This is a genomic window from Bradyrhizobium sp. WYCCWR 12699, from assembly GCF_032144035.1.
Lineage (GTDB): Bacteria > Pseudomonadota > Alphaproteobacteria > Rhizobiales > Xanthobacteraceae > Bradyrhizobium.
Genome location: NZ_JAVTJN010000039.1, coordinates 280990 through 301082, shown reverse-complemented (window position 1 = coordinate 301082; position 20093 = coordinate 280990). Strand labels below are relative to the sequence as shown.

24 protein-coding genes are annotated in these 20093 nt (G+C 65.9%); 18 read left to right on the top strand and 6 right to left on the bottom strand.

What is annotated here, in order from left to right:
- Positions 1–109: 109 nt before the first annotated feature.
- Entirely contained in the window at positions 110–394 is a 285-nt protein-coding gene (locus RPS27_RS32300; protein WP_057197072.1) for a hypothetical protein, read from the bottom strand.
- Between the two features lie 181 nt (positions 395–575).
- Here RPS27_RS32300 and RPS27_RS32295 point away from each other — a divergent pair, with 181 nt between their 5' ends.
- From RPS27_RS32295 to RPS27_RS32275, 5 genes are read left to right on the top strand one after another with little or no spacing between them, the layout of a single operon-like run.
- Complete coding sequence (locus RPS27_RS32295) at positions 576–785, top strand: hypothetical protein (RefSeq protein WP_211418038.1); 210 nt, start codon at positions 576–578, stop codon at positions 783–785.
- On the top strand, positions 785–985 hold the full coding sequence (locus RPS27_RS32290) for a hypothetical protein (protein WP_212068360.1): 201 nt from the start codon (positions 785–787) through the stop codon (positions 983–985). Before RPS27_RS32295 ends, RPS27_RS32290 begins: the two co-directional genes overlap by 1 nt.
- Before the next feature lie 60 nt (positions 986–1045).
- Complete coding sequence (locus RPS27_RS32285) at positions 1046–2122, top strand: flavodoxin family protein (RefSeq protein WP_212068359.1); 1077 nt, start codon at positions 1046–1048, stop codon at positions 2120–2122.
- Positions 2119–3018: an NAD(P)/FAD-dependent oxidoreductase gene (locus RPS27_RS32280; RefSeq protein WP_212068358.1), complete on the top strand. Its 900-nt coding sequence runs from the start codon at positions 2119–2121 to the stop codon at positions 3016–3018. The genes RPS27_RS32285 and RPS27_RS32280 overlap by 4 nt, the downstream gene beginning before the upstream one ends.
- A gap of 59 nt (positions 3019–3077) precedes the next feature.
- Complete coding sequence (locus RPS27_RS32275; protein WP_211418034.1) at positions 3078–3266, top strand: hypothetical protein; 189 nt, start codon at positions 3078–3080, stop codon at positions 3264–3266.
- 9 nt (positions 3267–3275) lie between these two features.
- On the opposite strand, the gene RPS27_RS32270 is transcribed toward RPS27_RS32275, so the two are convergent.
- Positions 3276–3533, bottom strand: a complete 258-nt coding sequence (locus tag RPS27_RS32270; protein WP_174719081.1) for a hypothetical protein — start codon at positions 3531–3533, stop codon at positions 3276–3278.
- A 263-nt stretch (positions 3534–3796) separates the two neighbouring features.
- On the opposite strand from RPS27_RS32270, the gene RPS27_RS32265 reads away from it, so the two are divergent.
- A complete protein-coding gene (locus RPS27_RS32265; protein WP_211418033.1) occupies positions 3797–4171 on the top strand; it encodes a hypothetical protein in 375 nt (124 codons plus the stop codon).
- Between the two features lies 1 nt (position 4172).
- On the opposite strand, the gene RPS27_RS32260 is transcribed toward RPS27_RS32265, so the two are convergent.
- Complete coding sequence (locus RPS27_RS32260; RefSeq protein WP_212068357.1) at positions 4173–5450, bottom strand: polysaccharide deacetylase family protein; 1278 nt, start codon at positions 5448–5450, stop codon at positions 4173–4175.
- Positions 5451–5629: 179 nt separating this feature from the next.
- Complete coding sequence (locus RPS27_RS32255; protein WP_212068356.1) at positions 5630–6403, bottom strand: polysaccharide deacetylase family protein; 774 nt, start codon at positions 6401–6403, stop codon at positions 5630–5632.
- 116 nt (positions 6404–6519) lie between these two features.
- Here RPS27_RS32255 and mgtE point away from each other — a divergent pair, with 116 nt between their 5' ends.
- From mgtE to RPS27_RS32235, 4 genes are all read left to right on the top strand, one after another.
- Positions 6520–7941 (top strand): magnesium transporter, encoded by a 1422-nt coding sequence (gene mgtE / locus RPS27_RS32250; protein WP_212068355.1) that lies wholly within the window; start codon positions 6520–6522, stop codon positions 7939–7941.
- A gap of 201 nt (positions 7942–8142) precedes the next feature.
- A complete protein-coding gene (locus RPS27_RS32245; protein WP_194408266.1) occupies positions 8143–8460 on the top strand; it encodes a helix-turn-helix domain-containing protein in 318 nt (105 codons plus the stop codon).
- A 149-nt stretch (positions 8461–8609) separates the two neighbouring features.
- Positions 8610–9428: an aldo/keto reductase gene (locus RPS27_RS32240; protein ID WP_212068354.1), complete on the top strand. Its 819-nt coding sequence runs from the start codon at positions 8610–8612 to the stop codon at positions 9426–9428.
- 49 nt (positions 9429–9477) lie between these two features.
- Entirely contained in the window at positions 9478–10455 is a 978-nt protein-coding gene (locus RPS27_RS32235; RefSeq protein ID WP_212068353.1) for a hypothetical protein, read from the top strand.
- 947 nt (positions 10456–11402) lie between these two features.
- Here the strand turns inward: RPS27_RS32235 and RPS27_RS32230 are convergent.
- Entirely contained in the window at positions 11403–12116 is a 714-nt protein-coding gene (locus RPS27_RS32230) for a DUF599 domain-containing protein (protein ID WP_212068352.1), read from the bottom strand.
- Between the two features lie 122 nt (positions 12117–12238).
- On the opposite strand from RPS27_RS32230, the gene RPS27_RS32225 reads away from it, so the two are divergent.
- The 4 genes from RPS27_RS32225 to RPS27_RS32210 all read left to right on the top strand — a co-directional run bounded on the left by RPS27_RS32225 (position 12239) and on the right by RPS27_RS32210 (position 15058).
- On the top strand, positions 12239–12901 hold the full coding sequence (locus RPS27_RS32225) for a glutathione S-transferase family protein (RefSeq protein WP_212068351.1): 663 nt from the start codon (positions 12239–12241) through the stop codon (positions 12899–12901).
- 297 nt (positions 12902–13198) lie between these two features.
- Complete coding sequence (locus tag RPS27_RS32220) at positions 13199–13402, top strand: hypothetical protein (protein ID WP_148773938.1); 204 nt, start codon at positions 13199–13201, stop codon at positions 13400–13402.
- Positions 13403–13576: 174 nt separating this feature from the next.
- Entirely contained in the window at positions 13577–14575 is a 999-nt protein-coding gene (locus RPS27_RS32215; RefSeq protein ID WP_212068350.1) for a hypothetical protein, read from the top strand.
- Positions 14576–14617: 42 nt separating this feature from the next.
- Positions 14618–15058, top strand: coding sequence for a DUF1489 family protein (locus RPS27_RS32210; protein ID WP_211416628.1), 441 nt, complete (start codon positions 14618–14620; stop codon positions 15056–15058).
- On the opposite strand, the gene panC is transcribed toward RPS27_RS32210, so the two are convergent.
- Entirely contained in the window at positions 15055–15906 is an 852-nt protein-coding gene (gene panC / locus RPS27_RS32205; RefSeq protein ID WP_194407642.1) for a pantoate--beta-alanine ligase, read from the bottom strand. The genes RPS27_RS32210 and panC overlap by 4 nt on opposite strands.
- 283 nt (positions 15907–16189) lie before the next feature.
- Here panC and RPS27_RS32200 point away from each other — a divergent pair, with 283 nt between their 5' ends.
- From RPS27_RS32200 to RPS27_RS32185, 4 genes are all read left to right on the top strand, one after another.
- Positions 16190–17113, top strand: coding sequence for a division plane positioning ATPase MipZ (locus tag RPS27_RS32200; protein ID WP_212068349.1), 924 nt, complete (start codon positions 16190–16192; stop codon positions 17111–17113).
- 341 nt (positions 17114–17454) lie between these two features.
- Positions 17455–18315, top strand: a complete 861-nt coding sequence (locus RPS27_RS32195; RefSeq protein WP_211416632.1) for an alpha/beta fold hydrolase — start codon at positions 17455–17457, stop codon at positions 18313–18315.
- 147 nt (positions 18316–18462) lie between these two features.
- The gene (locus tag RPS27_RS32190) at positions 18463–19209 is read left to right on the top strand and encodes a VWA domain-containing protein (RefSeq protein WP_212068348.1); all 747 of its coding nucleotides are present in this window, start codon (positions 18463–18465) and stop codon (positions 19207–19209) included.
- Positions 19210–19280: 71 nt separating this feature from the next.
- Positions 19281–20009, top strand: a complete 729-nt coding sequence (locus tag RPS27_RS32185) for a DnaJ domain-containing protein (protein WP_212068347.1) — start codon at positions 19281–19283, stop codon at positions 20007–20009.
- The last annotated feature ends 84 nt before the right edge of the window (positions 20010–20093 follow it).

Here is a 20093-nt window from a genome sequence, read left to right as displayed (position 1 = left end):
TAGATGTCGGCGCGTACCGATGCGCTGATGTCGTGGGCAGAAACCGGAAAAATGAGCGCCACGTCCATCGTCCCCGTTGTGTCCGGTTGTCACCCGGCGGTGCGCGTCGTCAACGCCGCTTCGCCGCTTTGGTTCGCCGGTTATAGGGCGAGCGGTTGACGGGCCGCAGGGAGATGCCTTCGCGCTGCGCCTTGCTGCGGATGGCCGCGACCGGCCGCTGCAGCTTGATGCTCATCACGCCGGTCGGCGTGTTGCCCTTCGCGAGCTGCTTCAGCTTGCTGACGTCCGCGGGCGTCCAGGGCTGCCGCGCCCGGCGCTTGTACGCTGGATTGGCCTTGCGCGGTCCCTTGCGGCCGATCGGTGAGCCCGGCCGCTTCCATGCTGCTTTTGCCATGATGATCCTCCTTCAAGTCGTTCTTGAACATACGAATCAGCATTTCGGTTCCGCCGCAATCGGCGCCGCGCGCCTGTCGCTGGCGCAAAATCACGCAGCGTTAACTTATGGAAATGCCGGAACCGCGAATTGGGGCGGAAGCTACCAGTTCTTTCCATCCGAAACCCGCCGTGAAAGTCCCATGACCGCCAAACGCAACCGCAAGAAACAGACCCAATCGCTTCAGGAGCGGCTGGCCGCCTTCGCCGAAAGCGCCCGCGAGCGCGCGCGCAACCTGCCGCCCGGCAGGGAGCGGGAGATGCTGCTGCAACGCGCCAGGCAGAACGAATTGACCTCGAACCTCACGGACTGGCTGAGCGCACCCGTCTTGCCCAGACGAGGGACATCATAATGAGCGGCATCAAGCACTACCGCGCGTTCCAGATCGATCCGGACGGGCAGGTGTTCGGATGCATCAACCTCGTCTGCGACGATGACGAGGAGGCCAAGCGCGAAGCCGCCGCGCTCGTGCTGGCCCACCGCATCGAGCTGTGGCGGCTGGACCGGCGCATCGCGAAATTCGATGCGCCGCAGGAAGTGGCCCGCCAGTAACCGGAAGGAACCGCGTCGTGCGCCCCGGGTTGGTCGGAGACCGACTTCGCCGGAGCCAGTATGACGGACGCCAAAATTCGCCAGGGGATGCCGCCCGTCAAGCTGACGCGCCAGGAGTTCGAGCGGCGCTACAGGGCTCGCTTTGTCGATCCCGCCTTTGCCCCGCTGCAGCGCGAGCTCGATGCCATCGTCTCTGCGGCCTGGGACGCCTACAGCCATTCGCGCAAGGCGCCTTTGACGCGCAAAGCAGGCGAAGGCTTTTCCGATCCCGACTACGACATCGCCGTCGACTGGCTCGATGCTCGCGCAAGAATTCTCGAAGCCCAGCGGCGGCACGATGATGCGAACGAGACGCCGCGCATCCTTCTCATCAACGGCTCGGCCCGCAGCGAGCACACCTGTCCCGGCGAGATGTCCAAGACCTGGCGCTTGGTCAAGCTGGCCGAGCCTGTTTTCGTCGAGATGGGGTTTGCCGTCGACATCCTCGATCTGTCGCGCCTCGCCTCGGAATTCGGCAAGACGATCCATCCTTGCAAATCCTGCGTCAGCACCGCCATGCCGCTCTGTCACTGGCCGTGCAGCTGCTATCCGAATTATTCGCTGTCGCAGACGGGCGACTGGATGAACGAGATCTATCCGTTGTGGGTGGCCGCTCACGGCATCCTGATCGTGACGCCGGTGAACTGGTATCACGTGCCCTCGGGCCTCAAGGCGATGATCGACCGCATGGTCTGCGCCGACGGCGGCAATCCCGACCCGACCTCGACGCACGGCAAGAAGGCGGATGAAGCCAAGGCGATGGAGCTGAAGGGCTGGCCCTATCCGCGCCATCTCGCCGGCCGTCATTTCGGCATCGTCGTTCACGGCGATGCCGTCGGTGCCGAGGGCGTGCGCCGTGCCTTGTCGGACTGGCTGACCGACATGCAGCTGATCTCGGCGGGGCGCTTCGCCGAGCTCGACGGTTATGTCGGCTACATGGAGTCGTACGCGACCTCGCATCACGCGCTCGATGAAGACGGCGAATTCCAGCAGGAGGTGCGGAACGCGGCGCGCGCGCTCGGCAACGCCGTCCATTTGGCAAGGAGCGGGCGCCTGCAGGAGCCCGGCGCCGGTCTCCAGGACCCGAACCCGAAATGACCGGTGCGCCCTTTGATTGCCTGATCGTCGGCGGCGGCCCTGCCGGACTGATGGCCGCGATCTATCTGGCGCGCTTCCGCCGCAGCGTCTGTGTCGTGGACGCGGGCGCAAGCCGCGCCGCGCTGATCCCGCGCAGCCACAACGTTCCCGGCTTCGTTCACGGCCTCTCAGGCACCGAGCTGATCGAGCGGATGTCGGCGCAACTGGACGAGCTCGCCGTCGCGCGCGTGCAGGCCGAGGTCACCGCGTTGCGGCGGCACGGGGACGGTTTTGAAGCGAGCTGGAACGGCGACGCGCATGCCGCTTCCACCGTCATCCTGGCCAGCGGCATCGTCGACACCCATCCGCCGTTCGCGGAGTGGCGCGGCGCGGTCGCGGACGGGGTGCTGCGCTATTGTCCCGTCTGCGACGCCTTCGAGGCGAGGGGCCACCGCATTGGCGTCATCGGCCCGTTGCACCGCGCCGCCAGCAAGGCGCTGTTCCTGCGCGGCTATTCGCGCGACGTGACGCTGCTCGCAACCGGGCAGGATGACCAGAAGGGCGCAACCCCGGAGCTGCGCGATACCGGTGTCGAGCTCGTGTTCGCGCCCGATCTGCATTTGCGGCGGAGGGGCGAGGGCATCGAGGCCGTATTCGCCGACGGCCGGACGATGCCATTCGACATGGTCTATCCAGCGATGGGGGCCGAGGTGCGTTCGCAACTCGCGGTGTCGCTGGGGGCCGAGCACGACACCGAGGGCTATCTGAAGGTCGACGCGCACCAGCGCACGTCGGTCCACGGCCTCTACGGCATCGGCGACGTCGTTACCGATCTGCATCAGATCTCCGTCGCCTTCGGCCACGCCGCCGTTGCCGCGTGCAACATCCATCACAGCCTGCCGCGGCGTCTGGCATGACGGAACGAAGGGCGCGGCTTGGCCTTGAGTGAGAGGAACGCGCGCGAAGGACCAATCCCATGCTGGAAGAGAAACTCAAGGACGCCATCATCGGCGAGCTGCAACGTCAGGCCGCCAACCGGCCGCAAGCGTTGCAGATCGATGGCGCCAAGGATGCGCAAGGCTCGGACGAGCTGACCGTCAACGGCAGGATCGATCTCGGCGCACTCGTTATGGTGATCGCGGGATCGGTGGCGGGCGGGCCTTAAGCTGGCTCCTCAGCCGTATTCCTCGCCGATGCCGTATTCCCGGTAGATCTCCAGCGGATCGAGGTCGGGAAACAGGCGGCACTTGGCCTGGGCGAGGTGCAGGCTCACCGCCGCCGGCTCCTTGCCGCTCGAGAGCATCTTGCGGATGTCGTCCATATGCGCGTTCGGCTGGTGCTTGGGCTCAAGCTGCTCCAGCGCGACCAGGGCGGTCGCGAGGGCCTCGGTCAGAACCCACTCATCGTGGCCGGTGATTCCCTTCTTCGGCATCGGCAGACCCCGGATGTGGCGGCAAGGCGATAGTCTATCGCGACTTCCGCCAAACCGCCATTGAGCCGTTGCGGGAGGCCGCGCCCTTGCATTATGGCAGCGCGTGGCTAAAAGGCGGCAAGTTGTGGGGCCGTGGTATCTTTGTTGAAATAATGTTGGCGTAGACGGACGCCTGCAGGGGTCGGCTGGCGGTTCCGGTCTGGGCCCTTGATCCTGCATTGGGCAGCACGATCCCGGTTGCCTCCTTCAAGGCTTGAGCCAGCATGGTTTTTCTCAGCTTCGTCTACCGCTTTCTCACCAATTTCGCGTTCATGGCGATGGTGTATTTCAGCCTGAACTTCATGGAGAAATATCCGAACCGGGCGATCCTGGCGATCCTGGTGCTGGTCTATGCCGCCATGCGCGCCGTCTCGACGCTGCGCGCGTTCTACTTCTACCAGAAGATCGAGAAGCTCGAGGCTGAGACGCGGCGCCTTCAGGGCCCGATCAACGATGGCTCCGGCGGGACGAACGCGCGCAAGCAGGTCGTGGCTGACGTTGCCCGGCTGCGGCGCGACGGCGAGCTCAAGTCCTATATGGACCTGTTCTTCCTGGCGCTGATCGTGCTGCTCTGCGTCGCCGCCATCATGCGGCAGTGAACTAGGCGCGCTTCTTCAGACTGGCGACGCGGGTCGGGCGCGGCGTACCGTTCTTGACCTGCGCGGCGTGCTTCGGTGCGGCCGGCGTCGCATGCGCGGCGTGCCGGGCCTGGGGCTTGGCTGTCTTGCCGGCTGTCCTGCCCCGCGCGACCTTGCCCTTGATTGCGTGCGGCGCCTCGGCGGCCATCGCCAGCCGCGTCGCGGCACGCCGCGACAAGGTCGTCGACAGCAGCACCTCGACCGAGCCTTCCGGAATCGCAAACAGCGCGCGGCCGGGCACGGGCAGGGTGGATGCGAGATCCATCTGCCCTTTGGCCCGGCGCGGCAGCAGCGATTGATGCGCGGCTTCCGCATTGAGGTCGGCGAGCGAGGGCGCCGCGAGCGTCCGCGTCTCGGTGAACACGAAGTGCGGCACGGCCGGCCAGCGCGCGATCGGCACCGTCTCGGTCGGCGGATGCAGCAGCCATTCCACCGGCGTGGTCGGCGTTGCCGGCCGGTCGGCGGTCGCCGGCACCACGTGCACGATGCGATAGCCGCGCGCCTTGAGGTCGCGGATGATTTTCGGCAGCGCCGCCACCGTGCGGGCCTGGATGTCGTGCAGCAGCAGAATGCCCTTGCCCTTGGCCTCCAGCCGCTGGATCGCGAGCTGGTAGACGCGGTCGGACGAAACATGGCGCCAGTCGTCGGCCGGGAAGTCGGCGCTCCAGACCTGGATGCCGCGTGAGATCAAGTAATTCTCGACACCCTCGGCGCGCATCAGGCCGGGAATGCGGAAGAACGGGGCGAGTTTGGACGGGTCCGTCATCGCGGCCGAGGTCCACTCGATGCCGCCGTTGATCTCGGGCTCGAACTTCTCGAGCGGCATCCGGTCGAAGGTCAGCGGATGGTTCATGCTGTGGGTGCCGACGGTGTGCCCCGCCGCCACCAGCTTGCGCACGCCTTCCGGGTTCGCCTTGGCTTGGCTGCCGATGATGAAGAAGGTCGCCTTGATGCACTCGTCGTCGAGCATCTTGAGGACCTGGTTGGAATATTTCGGCAGCGGACCGTCATCGAAGGTCAGAACGACTTCGTGGTCCTTCAGCGGCAGCGTCTCGCGGTACTGCATGGTGCCGATGCGCGGGTGCTCGCGCGGATCGACCACGAGGGTGCGGGAGGTTCCGAGCGCGTCGGGATGGCCTGGACAGTCGGCCGCGATCGCCGCCGGCGATCCGACGGTGAACAACCCGAGGCAAAGGACGATCCACGATCGCGTCCGCAATACAACGCTACTTCCGATCATGAACCCGGTCTGCCCTCATATGCGATTGCCGCCATAGTAGGTCGGAGACATCAGGAAACGGTTCAGGCGCCAGAGGCCCTTTCCGCCACAAGATCCCCGCCCATTTGCAGGGCGTAGCATGAACAGAGTGTTAATAGGCCCCAAATCACCCCATTTTGCGTGGGCGTGACATTCCGGCATCAGCGCGCATCGGCATTCTTCTGCGGCGGGCCTGACGGCACGATGTGGACGATCCGGTAGCCGTTCTCGCGCAGATAGCGCAGGAAGGCCGGCATGATGGCGGCGGTGCGGGCCTTGGGGTCGTGGAAGAGGACGATGCCCTTGCCGCTCGCGGCAAGGCGCTCCGTGACGAGCTTCAATTCCTGCTCCGGCGTCATCTCGTTCCAGTCGCTGGCCCAGAGGTCGGCCCCGAACACGACGATGCCGCGCGATTGCAGCAGGTCGAGCTGGGCCGGCGTGCCCTCGAAATAGGGGAAGCGGAAGAACGGCGTCGAGGGCGTCGTCGTCCCAGCCCCGTGCAGCGCCGTCTCGACGGCGGCGATGCCGCGGTCGATCTCGCTCCTGGCCTTGTCGAACGGGATCCGCGCCATGAACGGATGCGAGTAGGTGTGATGGCCGATGGTGTGGCCCTCGCGCGCGATGCGCTTGACCATGTCAGGCTGCTGGGAGGCGTGCAGGCCGATCAGGAAGAAGGTCGCGCGCACGCATTCCTGCGCCAGCGCCGCCAGCACCTTCGATGTCGTCGGCGGGTTCGGTCCGTCGTCGAAGGTCAGCACGACCTCGCGATCGGCCAGCGGCAGCGTCTGCGGAAAGCTCTTCAGGCCGACGCGCGGATATGTCTTGGCATCGACACTCAGCACGCGCGAGGTGCCGAGCGCATCCTTGCGCGGGCACTCGGCGGCCTCCGTCGCGGCGATGCCGGCGAGCGCGGCGAGGGCCGCTGCCACCGCCATCGAGATCCACCTCAGTCGAAGCATCTTTGTGATTGCGCTCGGAGTTGCCTTGTGGGTATTGCCTGAACCGTCAGCCCGGATCACCCGTTCCAACCTGTCAAACGGCGAGGCGCGCCATGGACGAAAATATGGACGTGGCCGCACCCGTTGCGGATTCGGTACTCGACCACGTGCCGATGCGCAATGAAGACGGCGACATCAGGCACGAATTCGTCGAGGAGATCGCGCGTGCGATCGAGGCCGGCGACAGCGCCTCGCTGCGTGCCTGCGTCGCCGAGCTGCACGAGGCCGATCTCGGCGATCTCATCGGCGCTCTGGAGCCCGACGACCGCGTCCGCCTGGTCGAACTCACCGGGGCCGACTTCGACTTCTCCGCGCTGAACGAGGTCGACGAGGCCGTCCGCGAGGAGATCCTGGAGGAACTGCCGCCGGAGACGGTCGCCGAGGGTGTCCGCGAGCTCGAATCCGACGATGCGGTCGAGCTGCTGGAGACCCTCGACCAGGCCGAGCAGGAGGAGATCCTCGAGAAGCTGCCGCTGAAGGAGCGCGTCGCGCTCGAGCGCAGCCTGCTGTATCCGGAGAATTCCGCGGGCCGCCGCATGCAGACCGAGTTCATCGCGGTGCCCCAGGATTTCACCGTGGGCCAGGCGATCGACTACATGCGCGAGACGCCGGATCTGCCCGATCGCTTCTACGAGATCTATGTCGTCGACAAGGACCAGCACTGGCAGGGCGCGGTCCCCCTCGACGTGCTGCTGCGCGCGCGCCGGCCGATCGCGCTGACCGAGCTGACCGACGAGGACCGCCGCCGCGTCTCCGTCCTGGAGGACCAGGAGGAGGTGGCGCGCATGTTCGGCAAGTACAATCTCGTCGCAGCCCCCGTGCTCGACACCCAGGATCGCCTGGTCGGCGTCATCACCGTCGACGACGTCGTCGACGTCATCGAGGAGGAGGCGGACGAGGACCTCAAGGCGCTCGGCGGCGTCACCAGCGACGAAGAGCTGTCGGACACCTTCCTGACCATCGCGCGCGGCCGCTTCAACTGGCTGCTGGTCAATCTCGCCACCGCCTTCCTCGCATCCTCCGTGCTCGGCCTGTTCGAGGGCCAGCTCGAGAAGATGGTCGCGCTCGCCGTGCTGGCCCCGATCGTGGCGAGCCAGGGCGGCAACGCCGCGACCCAGACCATGACGGTGGCGGTGCGGGCGCTGGCAACGCGCGAGCTCGGCGCCTCCAACGCCTGGCGCGTGGTGATGCGCGAGGGCCTGGTCGGCCTGATCAATGGTCTCGCCTTTGCGGTGATCACGGGCATCGCGGCGGTTGCCTGGTTCAAGATCCCGGGGCTCGGCATCGTCATCGGGCTTGCGATGGTCTGCAACCTCATCGCCGGCGCGCTCGGCGGCATCCTGATCCCGATGGCGCTGGAGCGCGTCAGGGCCGATCCGGCGGTGGCGTCGGGAACGTTCGTCACCACCGTCACCGACGTCGTCGGCTTCTTCTCCTTCCTCGGCATCGCGACGCTCTGGTTCGGGCTGAGGTAGGGCGTGTCCCGGGCGCGCTGCGGCGCGTAGCGCTGCTGCGCAGAACCGGACCCAGAAGGCGGCATACTCCGGCAAGATGGGCCCCGGCTCTGCGGCGCATCGCGAAGGCGCGCTGCGCCGCGTCCGGGGCATGAGACCCCATGCACGACCTTTTAATCCGAACTTAAGCGACCTGCCGCATCATCGCCCGCGCTTGGGGGAATAAGCATGCGTGTGCGATTGAAGGCGGACGGACGGATCGTCGAAGTGCGGGACGGGCAGGAGTTTCCGGTCCAACCGTCTGCGGTCGAGCCTACGGCCAATGCCGCGCCCGCCGAGGCTTCCTCGCTCGCGGTGCGTGATTTGCGCCGCCGCGCCTGCCTGACCCAGATGGAGTTCGCCGCCAAGCTCGGCGTTCCCGTCGAGACGATCCGCAATTGGGAGCAGGGCAAACGTGCTCCACGGGGACCGGCCCGCGCGCTGCTCGCAGTGATCGCGCACGCCCCGGATACGGTGTTCCAGGCGCTCGCCAAGGCCTGACGGACCAACCGGCTTCGACGCGAACCTCTCGTTAGCATTGCGCCAAATAACCCGCCGAACTGTTGCGGCCTCCGTTGGCAGCGTCATGGGCGGGGTCCATAATGCCGCCTGATGACGTTTGGGGCTGACGCAACGGAAGAGGAGTCCTCATGCTGTTCGTCGAGGCCAATGGCGCGAGAATTCCGGCGATCGGGCTCGGGACCTGGGAGCTGAGCGGAAGGCCTGCCGCGCGCGTGGTCGAGCAGGCGCTGCGGCTCGGCTATCGCCACATCGACACCGCCCAAGCCTACGACAATGAACGCGAGGTCGGCGACGGCTTGCGCGCCTCGGGCGTGCGGCGTGACGACGTCTTCCTCACCACCAAGGTCTGGACCAACCATTTCGCGCCCCACGATCTCGAGCGCTCGGTCAAGGAGAGCCTGGCGCGAATGCGGCTTCCGAGCGTCGACCTGCTGCTGTTGCACTGGCCCAATTCGCACGTGCCGCTGGCGGAGACGCTTGGCGCGCTGTCGCATGCCAAGACGATGGGCCTGACCCGCCACATCGGCGTCTCCAATTTCACGGTGGCGCTGATCGAGCAGGCGGTGGCGCTATCGCCGGAGCCGCTCGTCTGCAACCAGGTCGAGTACCATCCCTATCTCGACCAGGCGAAGGTGCGGGCGGCCTGCGACAAGCATGGCCTCGCCCTCGTCGCCTACAGCCCGATCGCCAAGGGGCGCATCAAGACCGACCAGACGCTGGCCGAGATCGGGCGCAGCCACCACAAGTCGCCGGCGCAGGTCTGCCTGCGCTGGCTGGTGCAACAGAATGTCGCTGCGATCCCGCGCACCTCGCGCATCGAGCGCCTCTCTGAAAACATCGAGATCTTCGATTTCGAGCTGTCGGACGACGAGATGAGCCAGATCGCCGCGCTCGCCAATCCGAAGGGCCGCCTGACCGACTTCGGCTTCGCCCCGAAATGGGATTGAGGGGAGACCGCGGTATGCTAACAGCAGGGCGGCAATCCAAGATCGGGCAATGGAACTGCGGACAATCATACGGACGGACGTTGCAGCGTCGGCGATCGCGCATCTGACGCTGGTGGCGCTGATCATCGTGATCAGCGAAGTCCATCCGTTTCGCAGCCAGCCGCCCGAAACCGTCACGGTGGACATCGTCACGCCGGAGCAGGTGAAAGAGGAGGAGGCCAAAGCGGAGGAGAAGGTCAAGGAAGAGGTCAAGGAGAAGCCCCCGGAGCCGCTCCCCGATCTGAAGCTGCCGAAGCTGGATATCACCAACATGGAAAAGGCGCCCGCGGCGTCGAAGCCTGCGGCCCAGCAGCCGGCCGCAGCGCCATCGCCATCACCCGAACCGCAACGGCCCGCGCAGCAACAACCGCAGCAGCAGCAACCGCAGCAGCAACAACCGCAGCAGCAGCCTTCGCCGAAGCCGCGCGAGGCCAACGCGCAGCCGCAACAACAGCCTCCACCGCAACAGCAGCCGCCGCAGCAACCCCAGCCTCAACCGCCGCCGCAGCCCGAGGCGATGCCGCAGCAGCAAGCCGCGCCGCCGCCGGCCTATCAGGCGCCGCAGCCCGACGTCACCGTCAAGTATGGCGTCATGCTGGGACTGCCGCCTGAATTGCCGCTGTCGCTGCCGAAAGACGCCCCCAAGGACGATGGCGGCGACGCCAAGGATTCGATCGCAGCCAAGCTGCCGGCCGAAATCGTCGCCGCGCTTCGCAGCCATTTGCGCAGCTGTGCGAAAATGCCGGCCGGACTTAGCTCGACTGACAACATTCACATCAAGCTGCGCACGGTGTTCGCGACCGACGGCACGCTGGCCCGCGAGCCGATCCTGCTCGAAGCCCCGCCGTCCGCGAAAGGCGTGGCCCTCGTGAAGTCCGCGATGAGCGCTCTGCAGAACTGCCAGCCCTACAAGATGCTGCCTGCCAATCTCTACGAGGAATGGAAGGTGCTGGACCTGCCGTTCAGCCCACGGGATCTCGGAGGGTAGCTCTCGTAGCCCGGATGGAGCCAACGGGTCGGCGCGAAGCGCCGCCCGATGACAGGCTCCGCGTAATCCGGGACGGTGCAAAATGCTGGGAGAGCGGCCCCGGATCGCGCTGCGCTCCAACCGGGCTGCGCGACCGCGCCTGTGTCGGCCTCTGTCAATCCGTCTCGCTAAAAATATTCCACTTTACCGAAATTCGGATTTGTCGTATGTGTCGGCTCATCCCGGCTCACCAAGAGGGGCGATCTCGAGGTCGTCTTGATCGCGAGCCGGGCTTGCGGTGGACGCGGCAGCGTCGGCATGAGAGGTGCGGGCAGGGCGGGTAGTCCCTGTGAGCCCGAAACCGCGTGTGGACGAGCGGCGCTGCTAGGCTTCGTCTCGCCTGTAAGTTTCGCAGCTCCGTCGACGGGGTTGGAAATACTGCGGCGGCATGGCGGGCCGTGCGTACGGCAAAACCGTGTGGTCCTGGCCGTCGTTGCTACGGTCAAGCCGGATCGAAGATGCGCGCGAGCCCAACCGGGTGGACGGCATCATCCAATTCGAACGGCGAGGGAGGCCAAAGGAAAGTTCGGCTCCCGGGAGAGCACGGCATAAGCCGTCCGACCACCGCGCAGGGAAGGCCGAGTGATCGGCACCACCTGTATGCTGCTGTGCGGTTTTCTGCGTGCGCGTGCAATTCGCGCAGCGGACCGCGGGTGCCATGTCAGCACCCGGCCTTCCCTGCGCCCTCCTGGATTTGAGGGCGGCGAGAGACGCAGTAAAGCTCGGGCGAACAAGCCGCGAGGACGAGAAGCCATGTCCGCGATTCAAGCTGCCTGCCACAAGCTCGATCTCGTCGGTGTGCAAAGCGAAGCGTGTCCACGACCTTGCGTATCGTCGTCGGACACGTGGGCAGGGCGCTTTGCGCCTTTGCCCACCTTACGGCACCGCGCCGCGTCGCACAGCCGCTCTCAATGACCGCGCCTGATCCCCTCATCACCGTCCGCCTCCGGCGCCATCGCGGCCCAGGCGCTGGAGGCGAATTGCCGTCGCCAAGTCACGACCACCACGGCGGCGGTGGTGACGAACAGCACCCAGGGGCTGACGAACCAGCCGAGATAGCCGAGCGCGAAGAAGAAGGCGCGCTGGCCGCGGTTGAAATGGCGGCCGGCGGATTCGAACAGGCGCGAGGTGCGGATGACGTGGGCTTCCGCCTCCGGCGTGTCGCGCCGCTCCGCCGGCGGCATGCCGCCGAACAGGATCGCGACATAATTGAACAGGCGATAGGCCCAGGCGAACTTGAAGAAGGCGTAGACGCAGATCAGCACGAGGCCGACGCATTTCAGCTCCCACATGGCCGGCGAGGTGCTGAGGTCGATCGGCAGCTTGCTCAGGATCGTGATGGCGTCGTTGGTGGCATGCAGCAGCGCCAGCGCGCCCCCAAGCGCGAACAGGCTGGTCGAGGCGAAGAAGGCGGTGCCGTTCTGCAACGAGGCCATGATCTGCATGTCGACCATGCGGGTGTCGCGGTCGAGCAGGCGGCGGACCAAGACCTCGCGGTAGCGGTTCATGCGCGCCGACAGGCTGTCCCGGCCGTAAGCCGAATGTTCCAGCGTCAGGGCATAGACCAGCCATTCGACGATGAAGAAGCCGACTGCGGTGACGTCGACCCAATGCCTGCTCATCTGTCTCTCCTCGGAAGCCGCCACGATTGCCACGCATGGCAGGAGGCGGCAACGATTGATTGGCGGCAGGCGATGGCGTTAAAAGCGGCTCGCTTCAAAGCGTCTCGGGAAGGACTGATGGCATGGCTGCGCTGAAACTCGCGATCGGCAACAAGAACTACTCGTCATGGTCGATGCGGCCCTGGCTCGCGCTGCGCGCCAACGACATCCCGTTCGTGGAGACGCTGATTCCGCTCTACACCGACAATCCCGCGGACAAGGAGCAGATCCTGTCCTTCAGCCGCGCCGGCAAGGTGCCGGTGCTGGTCGACGGCGACGTCACGGTGTGGGATTCGCTCGCCATCATCGAATACGTCGCCGAGCGCTATCCGGAAGTGAAGTTGTGGCCCGACGATGTCGCCGCGCGCGCCCATGCCCGGTCGGTGTGCGCCGAGATGCATTCCGGCTTCGTGGCGCTGCGCAGCGAATGCGGCATGAACCTGCATCGGCCGGTGCGTGCCATCCCACTGTCGGCCGACGCAAAAGCCAACGTCGCGCGCATCGAGGAGATCTGGCGCGAGTGCCGTGCGCGTTACGGCGCGAAAGGTCCGTTCCTGTTCGGCCGTTTCGGCGCGGCGGACGCGATGTACGCGCCGGTCGTGCACCGCCTGCGCACCTACGCGATCGACGTCGCGCCGGACACCAAGGCCTATATGGAGACGATGATGGCGCTGCCGGCGTTCCAGGAATGGACCCGCGAGGGGCTCGCCGAAACGCTCGTAATTGCCAAGTTCGAGGACGCCTGATCGCCGGGTCTGTCCGAGGCCGCTGGCCGCTTGCCGGCCGGCGGCGCTCATGGTCCGGAAATTGCCTTGATCGCACGGGCTGCGACACCGGCTGCGACATGCCGCCTAAACGCGCGGCCCGACGGTATCGTCGGCCCATCGGTTCCATCTCTATCACTCTGAAAAGACTACCAAATATGGGCGTTTGCTATGCTGGCATGGCACTGGCCAAAACCACAACTCGCGTGCTATACAGCGCCTGGGTTTCCGGCCGGCCGTCGTAGTGGGACCATGGGCGAGGCAGGCGTTGTTTGAGTGATGGAGAGGGTGTTGAAGCACAAATTCCCGATTGGAACGCGCGTATTGTTCACGGCCAGCAACGTCGCGCGTCCTGCTGCCAGCGGCTCGTACGAGGTCATCCGTCTGCTGCCGACCGAAGGCGACGACTGTCAGTATCGGATCAAGAGCTCGACCGAAGCCTTCGAACGCGTCGCCAAGGAAAGCCAGCTCGCGCTGTCCTGAAGTCCGATCGCGTTCCTGAAGGCCGACGCGTTTCGCGCATTGGTGCCATCAGGGAATAGTGTTCTGCCGCCGTCAAAAGGCCCGCTTCACCTTCACAAGGTGGCCGGGGGCAATTGCCGACTCGCGGTACTCGCTTGACCATTCGCTCTCTGCTCGCGTGAGGGGACGTCGCGCATGAACTGGGCATGGGCCACTTCGCTCGACCAAATCTGGCGCTCGCCGGCCTTTCCGATGTGGATGACGCTGGCCGCGGCAGGATTCTTCGGATTGATCTTGCTGATCACGCTGCTGCGCGCCGACAGGTCGGTCGCCAATGGCGCGCTGACCGTCATTACGCTGCTCTCCATCGCGATCGCAGGTGCTGCCACCGTGCGCGTCTATGGACCGGCGGGGTCGGACGGGCCGATCGAGGCGCGCACACAAGGTGCGGTCGTCGCCAACCTGCCGGCGCTGTCCTGCCTTGACGATCTCGCCGGCGATGCCGTGGCCATCGGCTGCGAGAAGGCGCTGTTCGGCTCGCCGGATGCGGTGGCTGCGTCGGTGTCCTACACAGCAGTCCGGATCGACCGGCTGATGGCGCTCGGCGATGCCGCGACCGCCGAGAAGAGCCTGACGGCCGACATGAAAGCGCTGCGCAAGTCTCTGGAGCGCGATCGCTATGGCCTCGTGGCGCAGGTGCTGGTCGTGCGCGACGGCTGCACCCAGTTCGACTGTGCCGCTTTCCGCGCGCTGACCGACCAGCAGCAGGTCGCGGCCAACATGGATTCCCATCTCTACGATGCACTGGTCGCGCGCCATGCGCCGACCTGGAACGCGCCCGCGACGGCGACGGCGCCAGCGGCGCTGCCACCGACTGCGGCGCTCGCGGGTCTGCCGCCTTCGGCGCCGACGGGCAGGCCGACCAATGCGGAGTTCCCGAGCGCCAACTCGACGCCGCCGGTGAGCATCATGAATCCGGAGCCCACGGCGACGACGCGGCAGGCGGCGCCAGCCGCGAACGCAGCAGCAGCGCCGGCCGCTTCGCGCGCACCGGCCCCGACCTCGGCACAGGCCTCGGCTCCTGCTGCGAAGAAGCCGCCGGCCCCGAAAGCTGCGCGTGCCCCCGCAGCACCGGTTCCGCTCGCGCCCCCGCCGGCGACCGCGGCGGCTCCCGCGGCTGCGGATAACGAGTAGATCGGCATTCCAAATGCGGCGTTGCCCGGCTAATGCTTGGGCATGCCGCTACATCTGATCAAGCTCGCCGTCGGCTGCGACTCCGTCAAGGAATTGAAGGAGTGGATCGCCGAACGGATGCAGACCGCCAAGAAGAAGGGTCTGCCGCAACACCACATCCACATCACCCGCATGGTCCCCAAGCGCGACGCCGAGATCCTCGCGGGCGGGTCGCTCTATTGGGTGATCAAGGGCGAAATCGCCGCGCGGGAAAAGATCATCGGCATCGAGCCGTTCCGCGACAAGGACGGTATCGGGCGCTGCCGCATCGTGATGCAGCCGAAGGTGGTCTCGGTCTCGCCGCGGCCGATGCGCCCGTTCCAGGGCTGGCGCTATCTCACCGAGGAGTCCGTGCCGCCCGACCTCGGCAAGTCTGCCGCCGGCTCGATCGCGGCGATGCCGGAGCCGATGCGGCGCGAATTGCGCGATCTGGGGCTGCTCTAAACCGCGATGTTGTCGATCAGTCGCGTCGTGCCGAGCTTGGCTGCGACCAGGATCCGCAGCGCGCCGTCCTTGCGCGAGGTGACCGGCGCCAGCGTCTCGGCATGGCGGACCTCGTAATAGTCGAGCGCAAAGCCCGCCGCCTTGATCGTCTCCGCGCCGCGCGCCATCGCCGGCGCGATGGCTTCGCCCGCCTTGATCCGTCCGGCGCTGTCTTTCATGGCGCGGTAGAGCACGGTGGCGGTCTGCCGCTCCTCGGGCGAGAGGTAGACGTTGCGTGAGGACATCGCGAGCCCGTCGCGCTCGCGCACGGTGCGCGAGCCGATCACTTTGACGCCGAGGTCGAGGTCGCGCGCCATCTGCGTCACCACCCGCAACTGCTGAAAGTCCTTTTCGCCGAAGATCGCGAAGTCCGGCCGGACTTGCGTGAACAGCTTGCCGACCACGGTGGCAACGCCGCCGAAGAAATGCGGGCGGAAGCGATCCTCGAGGCCCGCGAGCGCCGGCCCTTCCGGTACGATTCGGGTGGCGAAGCCTTCCGGATACATCGCCTTGACGTCAGGATGCCAGACGATGTCGACGTCCTCGGCCGCGAGCTTGGCGATGTCGGCCTTCCAGGTGCGCGGATAGGCGCCGAAATCCTCGGTCGGCGCGAACTGGGTCGGGTTGACGAAGATCGACACCACGACGCGACTGGCACGTCGCTTGGCGAGGCGGACGAGAGACACATGCCCGTCATGGAGGGCTCCCATGGTCGGGACCAGCGCAATCGTGGCCTTTCGCTTGCGAAGATTGTCGACGGCGCGGCGCAAGGTCGGGACCGTGCGGGCGATCAGGGGGCTTGATGACATCAGGACTCGGCAGCGTTGGGAATCGGCGCGACGTGATCTGCGCCCGGGGCGACTAACCTTAACAAGCAGCGATCATGGACGCCATGCATCCGGATACGGCACAGCATCCCGCGCGAGGCCGCGCACGACATCGCGACATTGTGGGCTGGATCACAGACGAAGATTGGCACAGCTATTCATGGTGAAGAACGGCGCAGTACGATTTGTATGACCTGTCACGCATTTCACTTGACCGCAGACGCGGCCAACTCGAAGATATTCATCAGGGGTGTTGAGGATCGCCATGCTTGTGCAGGCTAGCCAAGGCCAATCCGGCTCGGCGCATGTGGTCGTGCTCGGCAACGAGAAGGGCGGCTCCGGCAAGTCGACCACCGCCCTGCACATCGCTGTTGCGCTCCTGAAGGCCGGCCAGCGCGTCGCCACCATCGACCTCGACTGCCGTCAGCAGAGCTTCACCCACTACATCAACAACCGTTCCGCCTGGGCCCGCCGCACCAAGCTCGACCTGGAACTGCCGGTGCATCGCTGCATCAAGCTCGGCGAGACCATGCAGATCGCCGATAACGAGAATTCCGAGTTCCAGCAGTTCATGGAGGCGGTCTCGGCGGTCGAGAGCAGCTTCGACTTCATCGTCATCGATACGCCGGGCACCGACAGCTATTTGATGCGGCTTGCGCATTCGATGGCCGACACGCTGGTCACGCCGATCAACGACAGCTTCCTCGACTTCGACGTGCTCGGCACCGTCGATCCCGCGAGCTACGCGGTGACGGGCGAGAGCCATTACGCCGAGATGGTGCGCGACGTCCGCCGCAAGCGCCGCCAGCTCGATGGTTCGACCACCGACTGGATCGTAGTGCGCAACCGCCTGTCGATGCTCGGCTCCCGCAACAAGCAGCTGGTCGCCGAGGGGCTGAAGGATCTGTCGCTGCGGCTCGGCTTCCGCTACGTCGACGGCTTCGCCGAACGCGTCGTCTACCGCGAATTCTTCCCGCGCGGCCTGACCGCCCTCGACGAGATCGACGAGGCCACGCTCGGCATGCGGCCCAATCTCGGCCATCTCACCGCACGGGAAGAGGTGACGAGCCTGCTGCGCCAGCTCAAGCTGCCGCTCGACGAGCGAGGCCGCCGCCGTGCGGCAAATCGCGCCGAGTGGTTCAACCAGGTCGACAAGCCGCTCGAAGTCCATGACATCCTGGGCGCCTGAGACGGTATGGCGCTACTTCCGGTCGATCTGACCGGGCGGTTCCTCCGGGAACCCCCGCCGCGTTCGGCCGTTTTCATCCTGCGTTTACCGCGAAATTGAACCCGATCGAGACCGGTTGCGTCGGATGCTGACATGCATCCTGGCGTAGCCGTGGAAGAAGGGGATGCCCAGAAAACGTGTGCGGCGCACAACGAAAGGGCTGCCGGTACACAATATTTGGCCTTCCTGTCACGCGCCTGTGACATATATTAGCGAATAGGCGACCAGGGGCCGAAGAGCCCCGGAAGAACACGATTTTCAACAGGGATTCAGGCCGCAAGAGCCTGAGGCTGAGGACGAAAATGAAGCGTGGAATTGCCGTTCTGGTTTCGGTCAGTGCCCTCTGCGGCATCGCCTATTTCACGGCGAGCAAGTGGGCGATCAAGCACGAGACCATCACCTTCTACGACGCCTCGCGCGACAATCGTCCCGTGCCCGTCCAGATCGCGGTGCGCCGCGACAAGGAAATGCAGGCCAATGCCGGCATGATCACGCTGCCGGTCGCAGTGATCAATCACGGCAACACCGTCAAGAACACTGAATACGGATTCCTCGCCAACATTTTCGCTGCGCGCGGCTACATGGTCGTGAGCCCGCAGCACGATCTGCCGACCGATCCTCCGATGGTCACCAAGCCCGGCGAGCTCTATGTCGGCAGGCTGCCGCAGATCCTGCGCGGCGTTGCCAACATCCATCTCGCCATGCAGGAGATGAAGAAGGTTCAGCCCAATGCCGACTACGCCCAGGTGACGATGGTCGGCCACTCCATGGGCGGCGACATCACGATGTATTTCGCCAAGCAATATCCGGACGAGGTCAAGAAGGTCGTCACGCTCGACAATCTGCGCGTGCCCTTCGTCACCGCCGGCAAGTTCAAGATCCTGTCGTTCCGCTCTCAGGATCCGCAGTTCAAGACCGATGCGGGTGTTCTGCCGACCGACGAGGAATGCGAGAAGGCGGGCATCCAGGTCGTGAAGACCGAATTCCAGCATAACGACATGCGCGACACTGGCCCGGATGTCGCCAAGAGCTCGATCCAGAGCATGCTCGACAAATTCCTGAGCGCGACCGACAGCGAGATTCGGCCCGTCGACACGCAATCGTCGCCGCCCAACATCCTCGAGCCCGGCCCGGTCGCGTTGATGGCGCCTGCCAAGAGCTGAAGCGTTAAGAGCTGAAGCGTTAACGGCTAACGCCTCAATCATCCGCCACGTTTTCAAAGCCCCCGCTGGCCTCCGCCTGCGGGGGCTTTGCACATTGACCCGACCGCTCGCGCTGACCACATTAGCTGTCCAAGCAAAGGTCAAGGGATGTCGGGCGAACCCATCAAGCCGCACCGCGGCGATGTCTCGGCGCAAGCGGGCGGTGCGGTACCGCAGGCGGGAACGTCGACCGCGGAGGACATCGCCGCGTTCGTTGCCAAGGCGCGGGCGCTGTCACCCCACGCGCCGGGCGCGAAGGGGCGGCTGATCTTCGCATTGGATGCGACGATGAGCCGGCAGCCTACCTGGGACATGGCCTGCGCGCTTCAGGCCGACATGTTTCGCGAGACCGCGGCACTCGGCAGTCTCGATATCCGGCTCGTCTACTACCGCGGCCTGAACGAGTGCCGCGCCACGGGATGGATCTCAGACAGCACCAGGCTCGCGGCCTTGATGAGCAAGATCGATTGCCGTGGCGGCGATACCCAGATCGGCAAGGTGCTGACGGAGGCGCGACGCGAAGCGGTCGCATCGGGCGTGCGCGCCGTCGTCTTCGTCGGCGATGCCATGGAGGAGAAGGTCGACGAGCTCTGTGTCAAGGCCGGCGAGCTCGGCATGCTCAAGGTGCCGGTGTTCGTGTTTCAGGAGGGTTATGACCCTGTCGCCGAGCAGGCCTTTCGCGAGATCGCGCGCCTGACCGGCGGTGCCTGGTGCCGGTTCGATCCCGGCGCGGCCGCGCAGTTGCGCGAGCTGCTGCAGGCAGCCGCGGCCTATGCCGCCGGCGGTCGCGAGGCCTTGTTGAGATTGGCGAAGACCGCAAGCGGCGCGGCCAGGCTGATCGGCCAGATGAAATAGCGCTCACGCCGTCCTGGCTCGCGGCCGGCGTACGCCATGCATTTTGCCGCGAGGCCGACTATATTCCCGAGATGACTCTGATCGCCGGCGCTGTCGCCGTTATCACGCTCTATCTGCTGCTCCAGACGTTCCGCGCCGCCAACCCGGCGGTGCTGGCGCGTGCCATCAGGTTCGGTGGCGGCGTCCTGGCGCTGGCGATCGCAGCCTTCACGGGCTTGCGCGGCGAGCTGGTGGTGGCGATCCCGCTCGGGTTTTTCGGCGCCGGGCTGCTGGGCTGGACGCCGCTGGCAAACGCCGGATTCGGCAATATCGGTGGGTTGTTCGGCGGCGGTGGCGCTGCGCGCGCGTCAGGGCAGGCCTCACGCGTGCGCTCGCAATTCCTGGATATGCGGCTCGACCACGATACCGGCCAGCTTGGCGGGCAGATCGTCGCCGGGCCTCACGCCGGGCGCGATCTCGGCGAGTTCGACCTCCCGGGCCTGCTGGCCATGGTCCCGACCTTCGACGCCGAGAGCGTCGCCTTACTTGAAAGCTATCTGGACCGCCGGTTTCCCGCTTGGCGTCAGAACGCGCAGGCCGATGCGGCAGGGGGGCAGCGCCGCCCGGCGGCGAGCGGCAAAATGACGGCGGAGGAGGCCTACCAGATCCTTGGCCTGCAGCCGGGAGCGGGGCGTGACGACATCAGCCGGGCGCACAAGTCCCTGATGAAGAAACTCCATCCCGACCAGGGGGGCTCGAACTATCTCGCTGCCCGGGTAAACGAGGCCAAGGATACTCTGCTTCGTACGCATAACGGCTAACTCCGGCACCACGCCACAAACGCCCGTACCGTGTGAGCTCCGTTTGCTCCGTTTGCCGTCGCCCCGATGCCCGCCATTTCGGCG